This window comes from Terriglobales bacterium (assembly GCA_035487355.1).
Classification (GTDB): domain Bacteria; phylum Acidobacteriota; class Terriglobia; order Terriglobales; family Acidobacteriaceae; genus QIAW01.
This window is the reverse complement of the sequence record DATHMF010000084.1, coordinates 1-10,707: the sequence shown is the minus strand read 5'-3', so window position 1 is coordinate 10,707 and position 10,707 is coordinate 1. Positions and strand designations below refer to the sequence as shown.

The window sequence follows — 10,707 nt, the reverse complement described above, 5'->3', positions numbered from 1 at the left end:
AGAACAATCGCAAGATCAGCTGTTCCGACCGCGAGAGCTCTGTACGTTCCTCAATCGCTGGTTGGGAGATGACCCTCAAAAACGTTATCTCCAGGAACGCAGTCACATTGGAGACGAAGAGGTTTCACTCGTATCCTGGCCTCTCGGTGTTCAGCGTGAAATCGGGGTCATCGTAGCAGGATCTCGTCGAGAAGGTTTCCCGCGGGATACCGAGGCGCTTCTTCTGAGCATAGCGGCTAACCAAGCGTTGATCGGGCTACAACAAGCACGACTCTTAAGCGAACAGAAGCGCGTTGCCGACGAACTCGATCAACGCGTTGCACAACGGACCGCAGAACTTGCTGCAGCCAACGAAGGGCTGAGAAAGGAAGTCGCCGAACGCAAGCGCGCGGAGGAAGCACTCAAGCGCAGCGAGGCGTTTCTCGCGGAGGCCCAGCGTCTCAGTTTAACTGGCAGTTTTTCCTGGCGTATAGACACGGACGAAATCACGTTTTCAGAGCAGCTCTATCGCATCTTCGAGTTGGACCCCGATGTACCCGTGACGCTCGAGCAGATTGGTAGCCGAGTCCATCCGGAAGACATTTCGTTGCTCTCCGAAAAAATGGACCTGGCGCGAAGAAATATTAACGACCATGATTACGGGATCCGGCTGCGGATGCCGGGCGGCCGGGTCAAGTACCTACGCACGAAGTCCTACGGGATCCGACACAAGGATGGGCGGCTGGAGCATATTGGCGCGATCCAGGATGTGACGGAACACCAGCTCGCGGAAGAGGCGCTCAGCAAACTCCGGTCCGAACTCACGCACATGGCGAGGGTCACGAGCCTCGGAGCGTTGACGGCGTCAATCGCGCACGAAGTGAACCAGCCGCTCTCAGGTATCGTCACTAACGCCAGCACCTGTCTGCGGATGCTGACATTGGATCCACCGAACGTCGACGGTGCGCGTGAAACGGCCCGGCGAACGATTCGCGATGCCAACCGTGCGTCTGATGTGATCACGCGATTGCGCGCACTCTTCAGCAAGAAAGACACCATCGCTGAGCGGGTGGATCTGAATGACGCTACGAGAGAGGTGACTGCTCTGTCATTGAGTGAGCTTCAAAGAAACCAGGTAATTTTGCGATGTGAGCTTGCCGACGACCTCCCGCTTGTCACAGGTGACCGAGTCCAGCTTCAGCAGGTAATCCTGAACCTCCTCCGGAATGGTTCAGACGCGATGAATACCGTCGATGATCGCCCCAGGAAGTTGCTGATCAGGACCGAACGAGACGAAGGCGATCGGGCGCTCCTTAGCGTGAAAGATGCGGGGATCGGTTTCGACCCTCAATCTATGGACAAACTATTCCAAGCCTTCTACACGACCAAGAATGACGGGATGGGGATTGGCTTGTCGGTTTCTCGCTCCATAATAGAACAACATCATGGTCGTTTATGGGCAACGCTAAATGAAGGTTCAGGAGCAACATTTTCATTTTCTATCCCTTACACGACCAATACCTAAGTGCAATAGACTCTTTACCAAGTCTGCCGCATTCTTGTGTTATGGACTCCTACCAAGAAAAGATCGCGGGCGAATATCCACTTGTGGCAGTAGTGGATGATGATGAATCCGTGCGCGAGTCATTGCCCGACTTATTGCGGGAGTTCGGATTTGCGACGCACTCCTTCTCATCTGCGGAAGAGTTCCTCAGTTCCGATAGCCTGATTCAAACTAGATGTCTCATCCTCGACATCGCCATGCCGGGCATGACTGGATTGGATCTCCAGCGAGAATTGCAGCTTCGCGGACACAACATTGCGATCATCTTCATCAGTGCTCAGAAGGACGAGGTTGTCCGCAGGCGAGCGTTCCAGCAAGGAGCCGTTGAATTCTTGTTCAAGCCATTCAGCGACACGGCCCTGCTTCAGGCGCTGAATACTGCACTTCGAGTGAGGTGAGCGATCGGCGACTCTCACGAATTTGGGAATATACTATGACGTTAGCGCGCGCTTTTGGCCATCAATTGGAGTCATCACCGATGACACCGGCAACACCCATCGTATTCGTTGTTGATGACGATATCTCCGTCCGTGAGTCGCTGCAGTTGCTGATTCAATGCGAAGGCTGGCATCCGGAGACATTCGCATCCGCACGAGAGTTCCTCGATCGCCCACGAAGCCTTGTTCCGAGCTGTCTAGTCCTTGACGTTTCTCTTCCAGGCCTCAATGGTCTCGACCTACAGAAGCGTGTCGCCGTCGAGCGGCCGGATATGCCGATCATCTTCATCACGGGATACGGCGACGTGCCCACAACGGTCCAAGCCATGAAGGCAGGGGCTGTGGAGTTCTTGACCAAGCCATTCAGTGACGACGCACTTTTGAGTGCCATCCGGCAAGCCGTCGAACGTAGCCGGGTTGCACTTGGTTACGAGGCGGAGATGCAAGCGCTCCGGAATTGTTATGCGTCACTCACACATCGTGAGCAGCAGGTTATGGCGCTGGTGGTTTCCGGTCTGTTGAATAAACAGGTCGGTGGGGAACTCGGCATAAGCGAAATCACGGTGAAGGCACACCGCGGCAAAGTGATGCAGAAGATGAAGGCCGACTCCCTCGCTGCGTTGGTGAAGATGGCCGCGAGGCTCCGGCTCCCAAGTGTGCCGAAAGCTTGATACTCCAATCGTGATTCAAATCACTTTAGACACAAGAACGCTGTTGATTTGAGCGGCGCATTGCCGGATGGAGAATTGTTTCTTCAACCAGGCTCGGCGGTCTGCACCATCGTTACGATCTCGCTGCGTAAGCGCTGAATGGACGAATAGACTCAGGGCGCGGGAGCAAGCGGGAGACGGGGAGCTGTGTCCGTTTTCCGCCAGCCGACGACGAATTGCTTCTTTCCCGTCACAATTCCGTGTTGCCACAAACTGTTCCACTTGGCTGTCTTTAAGAATTACACCAACCGTGCAGCAGTTTCTATTTTGGCGAAGCACACCCGTTTTGGAGCCAGTTTAACCGGAAGGTTTTCATGTGCCAATCATGTGCCAAATCTCTGTCTTGAATAGTCCTGAACAGTCCCGCCCGTCCTCGCCAAGTCTTTGATTTACTTCATTTTTGGTGCCCTGTCACGGCAGTGGTCGCGAGTTCGAGTCTCGTCCCCGCCATTTAAAATCAAGCACTCAGAGAAATGGCTTCCATCCTGGCATATGCACAAAAAGGCACAAGCTCAGCTAGGCCGGGAACAGCGCGTTGGAAGGCCGTTATTTCGCCGTCACAATGGCTGCGACCTTGGCGTTGACCGCCTGGATGTAGTCTTCCGGGGCTAGCAGGCTTTGCGTTCCCCTCATTCCTGCCGACACCGAAATTACGTCGCAGATTTCCGCAAGTTCGTCGATATATACGGGATAGTCTTTTTTACAGGCCAGAGCGGTAATTCCGCCGCGAATGTAACCAGTCACGGCTTGCACGTCCTTCAAAGGAACCATATCCACCCTGCGGTCACCCGTCTGTTTTGCAAGCGCCTTGAAGTCCAGTTCATTATCCGCGGAAACTACTGCCAGACAGATTCCGTACCGGTCCCCCTGCACGGCAAGGGTCTTGAAGACCTGCTCTGGCGGTAAGCCGACCTTTGCCGCCATTGTGTCCGCTGACAAATCGTCAGGGTCCACCTCATACTCTCGCAACTCGTATTTGATCCCAAGTCCATCCAGAATTCGGGCTGCGTTCGTCTTAGCCACTCAATGCATCCTCATCTTGGTTTCACCATTGCCCCTGCATTGGATGCCTGACTTGTCATGAAGAATTCCGAAGATTCGCCATGTGTCTGAATGTGCGCTATTGGATCGAATCTTTCGGAATTCTTCAGGATGTGGATGTCGCCCCGATTCCGCCAGCAACGTCGGTGTGCGGCAATATGCCATCGATCCGGAGGCAGCAGAGCGTTTATGGACCTTAAGTGAAGAACTTACCGGAGTGAAAATCTAGCTCTCGCGCTTGTCAATCGCGAGGGCGCGCACCAGCGGCCGAACGTGTCGCTTTTCCGACCTACTTACAACCTTCACGCTGCCCAAATCACGACCGATGGAGTTTTTGGTAGGCGCAATGGACAATGTGGCGTGCTCGAGTTTCTCAACGTAACGGTGCTGACTCGATAACCGTACTACGAGTTTGGGAGAGATGATGATTTTCTTGGGGCGCACAAAGCGCTTTGAGGTGATTCGCTGAAGCAGAAGTTCGGCGGCCAGCTTCCCGATCTGGGACGTGCCTTGATCAACGGTGGTAAGCGGCACCGCCAGCAAGTCCGAATAGTGTACGTTGCCGGCTCCAGCCACGGCGATGTCGCGGGGCACGTCAAGCCCTGATTCGCGAATTGCTTTGATGGCGCCGATCGCAACCGGATCGTTATAACAGAAAACCCCATCGGGGATCGGATGACGCCGCAGCAATTGGCGCATCGCTTCATACCCAGTGTCATCTCCGTAGCCGCCGTCAACAATGTAGCTGGCCGGTGCCGGCCGGCCGTGTTTTGCGAGGGCTTGGCGGTACCCCTCCAAACGTCCTATCGCGATGCCAGTTCCGGGACCGTGCAGGTGCGCAATGCGGCGGCAGCCCTGCGTTATGAGATGCTCGGTGGCGAGCCGGCCAACCACCTCGTTGTTAACCCCAACAAAAGAAGCATTCACCCCGGCCACGGGGCGGTCAATCAAAACGTAGGGTACCTTCCGTTGTTGAATCCGCTCGAACACTTCTACCCGATTGGGCGATTGGGCAGAGGCGATAATCAGGCCATCCACTTGCCGGGCCAACAGGGTATCGGTCTCCCGGGCCTCCAATTCGGGATCTTCCTCGAAGTACGAAATGATCACGTGGTAGCCATGCGGCCGAATGGTCTCGGCCACGGACTTGGCAATTTCCGCAAAAAATGGATGTGTGAAATTCGGCAGGAGCAGTCCGATCGTGTAGGTCCGCCGCGTGACCAGGCTGCGGGCAACCCAGTTCATCTGGTAATTCAGCTCTTTGGCCCTTCGCAACACGCGTTTGCGAGTCGCTGGGCTGATCTTGCCGTCGTTGCGCAGGACCTTGGAGACCGTCACGACCGAAACCTTGAGGTCGCGAGCAATATCGGTCATTGTCACCATGGCGAGAGCATACCATAAACAACAAGGATTTAACGGTTTCGAAGGGTAATCGTTTACCTTGCAGTAAACTGGCAATGAATATCGTTTACCCTGACGATTTTTGTCTTGACAGCTCTCACTTCTGTTGCATAGACTTCCGTGCATCCTGGAGGGCGGCGTCGGCAAAACATCTGTGGCGTAGACGTGCCCAGCAAGTGCAAGTCCAACAACTAAAAATAGCGAGGGATAGATCTCGGACCACGGTGCAATGACCATGGATCTATACCACTCATGCACAAAGAGGAGAGCATTCAATGAGCAGCCATAAGAGCAACCATCAGGCACGTACGTGGAGCAGCTTTGTAACCTCAGCAGCAAACGGCCGGCATTGGCTTACGGCAAGTCTGGCTATCTGCCTGCTGGCCCTATCCTTTCCCATGGGGCTGCATGCCCAGGAATATCGCGGTTTGATCCTCGGCCAGGTGAAGGACCCATCCGGTGCCGTAATTCACGACGCAAAAGTAACGGCCAAAGGTCCGCAACAAACTTACAGCACAACGAGCAATGCCGAGGGAAGCTTTTCCATCCCGTTTGTGCAGCCGGGGACCTATCAGGTCACGGTTGAGGCACCGGGCTTCAAGAAGTCGGTCGAGAAAAATGTAGTCGTTAGCGTTGCCCAGAAGGTAAACCTGAACTTCCGGCTGGAAGTGGGCACGGTCTCAGAAAGCGTGGAAGTTGTTGCCAGCGCCGTCGCCGTGAACACAGCAGATGCTTCCGGCGGTTCTGTGGTCGGAACGCAGGAGACACAAAACCTGCCACTGAACGGACGCCAAGTCTACATGCTGGCGCAACTGAATCCGGGTGTTCTGTTTACGGGCAGCAATGGCGCCCAGCGCGGATGGGACCAGACCAATTCATTTCAAATCAATGGTGTGGTCAACAATCAAAACCAATTCACGATGAATGGAGCGCCCATCTCGCAGCAAACCAGCACTGCCCGCGGAGCGTGGTTCATTTCGCCCAACGTCGATGCGGTGCAAGAGTTCAAGATTCAGACCACCAACTACGATGCGTCAGTTGGACGCAGTGGTGGTGGAACCATCAATCTCGTGATCAAGCAGGGTACTAATGCGCTGCATGGCGCGGCGTTTGATTATTGGCGCAACGCGGTCTTAGATGCCAACTTCTATCAACTCAATCAATTGAACCAGCGCAAGGGCTTTCATAACCAGCATGATTTCGGAGGGACTGTTGGCGGCCCCATCAAGAAGGACAAGACCTACTTCTTCGCCAGTTTTGAAGGCTGGCGCGAAGTCCAACCTGCTCCCGTGATCACCACTGTCCCGACCGGTATCGTTGTCAACCCGGATGGCAGCGTGGATATGAGCGCCTATCTGAAAGGCCCGGGGGTTAACCACAATGGCGGCATCTATAACCCGTTTTCGTGCGCTTCGACGAACGCCGATGGAACCTGTAAGACCCGCAACCGGCTTTCCGTGGGTGGGAAGAACGATGTGATTCCAGCTAACCTGGTGAGCCAAATCGGCCTCAAGATTCTGGCGCTGTATCCCAAGCCCAACCAGCCCGGGTTTATCAACAATTTCGTCTCGAACACCGGCGGGCGTACCCAATATAACCAAACGCTCTTTCGCATTGACCACAACATCAGCGACCGTACCAAGATTTATGGCATGTTTAGCTGGTGGTCAGGAACAGATTTCAGAAACAATTCAGGGTTTTCTGATCCTCGCATCGAGACGGGAAACATTAACCATACCCGTGCATTTTTGTCGCAGATCCTGAGTGCCACCCATACATTCAACTCGACTCTGGTGGCAGACGTGCGGGTTTCTTATACACGCGAGGTTGACAGTTCACCTGACGGCGGACTGGCAGCGGGGACAGCCAAGCTATCGCCGCAGGACCTGGGATTTACCACCTATCCAGTTCCACCATCCACGAGCACAAGCTTTGCCCCTGTGCTTAATAATAATGACGTTATTGCCAACATTATTGGCACCAGGGCGTTTTCCGATTTCGGCCATCCACCGTTTAACGCTGACTTTGAAGTTGCACCAACGATTTCCCAGACAATAGGCAACCATAACTTACGCTATGGCGGCCAGTATCTGAAGGTCATCGCCATACCGTGCTGCGCCGCTGGCGAAGTAGCCCCAACGTCGAACGGTCCCGGCGGTATCTTTAACTTTACCGACAACTTCACCCGCTTCAATCCGAACAACGCAAACACTGATCCTGCGGGAGTCACTGGTTCAACAGGCTCCGGCCTAGCTAGTATCATTATGGGAATTCCCAATGATGGCAATATTCCCTACAACCTTGCGATCTATGAGACCTACCCGTACTATGCCGCCTTCGTTCAGGATGACTGGAAAATCCATCCCCGCCTGACGCTCAACCTGGGCATGCGCTGGGACTTTGAGCACTCGCCCCACGAACGGCATGACCGGCTCAATGGCGGCCTCTGCTACACCTGCGTTAATCCGCTCACGGGCATACTAAACAGCGCCAATGCCTTCCCACCCAACAATACGCTGCTGCTAAAGAACGGGACGTCCACTGGTTTCACGATGCCCAACCCGATTGTGGGCGGCTTCACATTCCTTGGCAACGGACGCCGTGCTTATGATACGCAGTACAACCATTTCCAACCCCGGATCGGTGTTTCGTGGGCACTCAATGACAAAACCGTCGTACGTGGCGGCTATGGAGTGAATTACGGATTTGCCTTCGAACTGGGTGGAAACACTACCTTTACCCAGGTGACGAACTATTTCAACCCGAACCCGGTAACGCCTGGTCCTGGTTTCTTCAATGGCAATCCTTATCCGGCTGGATTGACGCCTCCCACTGGTCCGCTTGACGGGTTGCTGGCAGGAACCGGCAGCAACTCAACCAGCTATGACCAACGCAATCGAAAAATCACACGGGTGCAACATTATTCATTGGGCATCCAGCATGAATTTCCGGGTGGCTTTGTTCTCGATACCTCGTTTGTAGGCACCTACACAGGCAACATTCGTGTCGGAACAAACTTTAACGCCCTGACGCCGGCGCAGATCGCCCAATGTGCGACGCTAGCTGCTGCTGCTGCGGCGGTTAGATGCGACTCTCAAGTGCAAAACCCATTCTTCGGGCATATGGGTCCGAACCAGGCAGCCAGCGTTTTAAACCTGTCCGCTACCGTTCCAGCGTATATCCTGATGGAACCATTCCCTCAGTTCGATGGGACGTTGTCCTCGAACACCGAACCCATCGGACGGAGCGATTACAATTCCTTGCAGGTACAATTTAGAAAGCGTGTGGATGCTGGTCCTGCCTGGCTGAAAGGCATCACTCTTGTGACTGCGTTTACCTGGCAGAAGAACATGACCTATACCAGCCTCAACAACAACAGTAACGGCCAGTGTCAGGGTTGCGTCGATATCGCCGGCCCAGGCCACGATATCCTGACTCCATTCATTGCCAAACCGTACTACCAGCTTGATGGCAGTGACCGCACCTTGAATCTCGCCTTCAGCGGAATCTGGGATCTGCCTGTTGGCAGAAACCGGCCGTTCTTCGGCAACGCTTCCGGTTGGGTGGGACAGGTCATCAATAACTGGTCGCTGGACTGGATCTTCACGGATGCATCGGGTACCCCCATCCAGCCGCCAAACACGTTCACCTACAATTGCCCGCAAAACAACAACAGCTATATACCGGCACACCGGAGTTTCAGCGAGTGGATCTACAACGAGACGCCGAGCTGCTATACTCCGCTGGCAACCAACACATGGATTCCCCGGACAGTCGTAACGCGGCAAAATAACCTGCGGGCACCTTACAAACCGCTGGCGACCTTCGCGCTGCAAAAGCAGTTCGATATTCGGGAATCCATGAAGTTGCAGTTCAGGGCTGAGGCATTCAATGCCTTTAACACCCCGATCTTTGGGGGACCAAGCACAGGCAATCCCAATCTGCCGGTTACCATCAATCCGAACAACATTCCTGGCATTCAACCCGGAACGCCTGGTTATTGTTCGGGCTATGGCTGTATCGGCGCCAACCAACAGAACGCACCGCGGCAACTGCAACTATCGCTGAAGATTATTTTCTAGAAAGCTGCAAAAAGGTGATTGTAATATTGGCCCGATCCATGAGCGCCCCCAGGAGGAACCTGGGGGCGCTCTGGCCTGATGCTTCCGCGTCACAGGCGGCTTGCCTATGATGGAGCCGACATGGATCAGGAGAAACGGGAGTGATGTCTGTCAAACAGGAAAAAGAGGGAATGACATTCATGATGAGACGATCTGTTGCATGCTCCGTGCTGGCTGTTCTAGTGTTCGCTTTCGCGTGCTCTGCCCAGACCGCGGAGACACCTGATCCCTACAAACCTACTCTCGACCGGCTGGAGTCACTCACGATTTTGCGCTTGCCGGAGTGGCAGTTTCACGCTGACGTGCCCCACCCGGAAGATCCCGCGCTCGACAGCTCCGGCTGGGAGACGATGAAGATAGGCGACAAATGGACTAACGGTTCTCGTCTCTTGCGGCGCTCGATCGAAATTCCGGAGAAGATCAACGGATACTCCGTCCAGGGTGCGCGTGTAACCCTCGACCTCGTGTTGTATTGCAATGGCACGGCAGAAATTACCACTTACTCTAACGGAGCGCTGGTGTTTCGCGGTACCGATGACCAGCAGGTGCCGATCCCACTGACGGAAAGCGCGCAGCCCGGCCAGAAATTCCTGATTGCCGTGCGCGTGGATGTCCCCGAGGGGGTTGAAACTCAAATCCACGAGGGCCGACTGACGATTGACCCGCCGTCCAGCCGTCCTGATCCCACACTCTTCCGTATGGAAATTCTTTCAGCACGCCCGTTGATCGCCGCCTATCAGGATGGCAAGACAGAGCGGGAGCAGCAGATCGACGCGGCCGTGAAAACAGTCGATTTTACGACGCTTGCGCACGGGGACCAGGCCGGGTTTGACGCATCTCTACGGCAGGCGCAGGCAAAACTGCAACTGCTGAACCCCTGGTTGAAGCGCTTTACCATCCGTGCAGCCGGCAATTCCCATATTGACATGGCATGGCTGTGGCCCTGGACAGAAACCGTGGAAGTCGTTCGCAACACGTTCCGGAGCGCTTTGGATTTGATGAACGAATATCCCGATTTCAAATTCACTATGTCGTCTGCTCGAACCTACGAGTGGATGGAAGAAAAATATCCGGACCTGTTCCAGGAGATCCAGAAACGAGCCAAGGAGGGCCGCTGGGAGGTGATTGGCGGCATGTGGGTAGAACCTGACCTCAACATGCCGGCGGGCGAGTCACTGGTGCGGCAGATCCTGGTGGGCAAGCGCTACTTTCAAAAGAAGTTTGGCGTAGACGTCAAGATCGGGTGGAACCCGGATTCGTTTGGATATAACTGGCAGCTCCCGCAAATTTACAAGAAGTCGGGCATGGACTACTTTGTCACCCAGAAACTGCTTTGGGCGCACGAGTTCACCACCTTTCCCTACAAGTTGTTCTGGTGGGAGGCGCCCGATGGAAGCAGGTTGCTTACCTATTTCCCGCACGACTATGCCGGCAGCATTGATGGGCCGAGCATG

The 10,707-nt window shown here is 54.6% G+C and carries 7 protein-coding genes; 5 read left to right on the top strand and 2 right to left on the bottom strand.

Annotated features, from left to right (window positions below):
- From VK738_14680 to VK738_14670, 3 genes are all read left to right on the top strand, one after another.
- Positions 1–1,504: ATP-binding protein (locus VK738_14680; GenBank protein ID HTD23902.1), on the top strand; the 1,504-nt coding region annotated here is incomplete at its 5' end.
- Between the two features lie 41 nt (positions 1,505–1,545).
- The gene (locus VK738_14675; GenBank protein ID HTD23901.1) at positions 1,546–1,941 is read left to right on the top strand and encodes a response regulator; all 396 of its coding nucleotides are present in this window, start codon (positions 1,546–1,548) and stop codon (positions 1,939–1,941) included.
- A 35-nt stretch (positions 1,942–1,976) separates the two neighbouring features.
- The gene (locus VK738_14670) at positions 1,977–2,651 is read left to right on the top strand and encodes a response regulator transcription factor (protein ID HTD23900.1); all 675 of its coding nucleotides are present in this window, start codon (positions 1,977–1,979) and stop codon (positions 2,649–2,651) included.
- A gap of 585 nt (positions 2,652–3,236) precedes the next feature.
- Here VK738_14670 and ybaK read toward each other — a convergent pair.
- Together ybaK and VK738_14660 are read right to left on the bottom strand one after the other, a co-directional pair.
- Complete coding sequence (ybaK, locus tag VK738_14665; GenBank protein HTD23899.1) at positions 3,237–3,713, bottom strand: Cys-tRNA(Pro) deacylase; 477 nt, start codon at positions 3,711–3,713, stop codon at positions 3,237–3,239.
- 243 nt (positions 3,714–3,956) lie between these two features.
- Positions 3,957–5,105 carry a LacI family DNA-binding transcriptional regulator gene (locus tag VK738_14660; GenBank protein HTD23898.1) on the bottom strand — a complete coding sequence of 383 codons (1,149 nt, stop codon included), beginning with the start codon at positions 5,103–5,105 and terminating at the stop codon, positions 3,957–3,959.
- 302 nt (positions 5,106–5,407) lie between these two features.
- Between VK738_14660 and VK738_14655 the strand changes: the two genes are divergently transcribed.
- Both VK738_14655 and VK738_14650 read left to right on the top strand, forming a co-directional pair.
- On the top strand, positions 5,408–9,214 hold the full coding sequence (locus VK738_14655; protein ID HTD23897.1) for a TonB-dependent receptor: 3,807 nt from the start codon (positions 5,408–5,410) through the stop codon (positions 9,212–9,214).
- Between the two features lie 143 nt (positions 9,215–9,357).
- Positions 9,358–10,707 (top strand): hypothetical protein (locus tag VK738_14650; protein ID HTD23896.1); only part of this gene is annotated, 1,350 nt, incomplete at its 3' end.

Bases quoted from the DNA above. Each gene is read 5' to 3' on its own strand.
- VK738_14670 (HTD23900.1), top strand. From the start codon at position 1,977: ATGACGTTAGCGCGCGCTTTTGGCCATCAATTGGAGTCATCACCGATG.
- VK738_14675 (HTD23901.1), top strand. From the start codon at position 1,546: ATGGACTCCTACCAAGAAAAGATCGCGGGCGAATATCCACTTGTGGCA.
- VK738_14655 (HTD23897.1), top strand. From the start codon at position 5,408: ATGAGCAGCCATAAGAGCAACCATCAGGCACGTACGTGGAGCAGCTTT.
- VK738_14660 (HTD23898.1), bottom strand. From the start codon at position 5,105: ATGACCGATATTGCTCGCGACCTCAAGGTTTCGGTCGTGACGGTCTCC.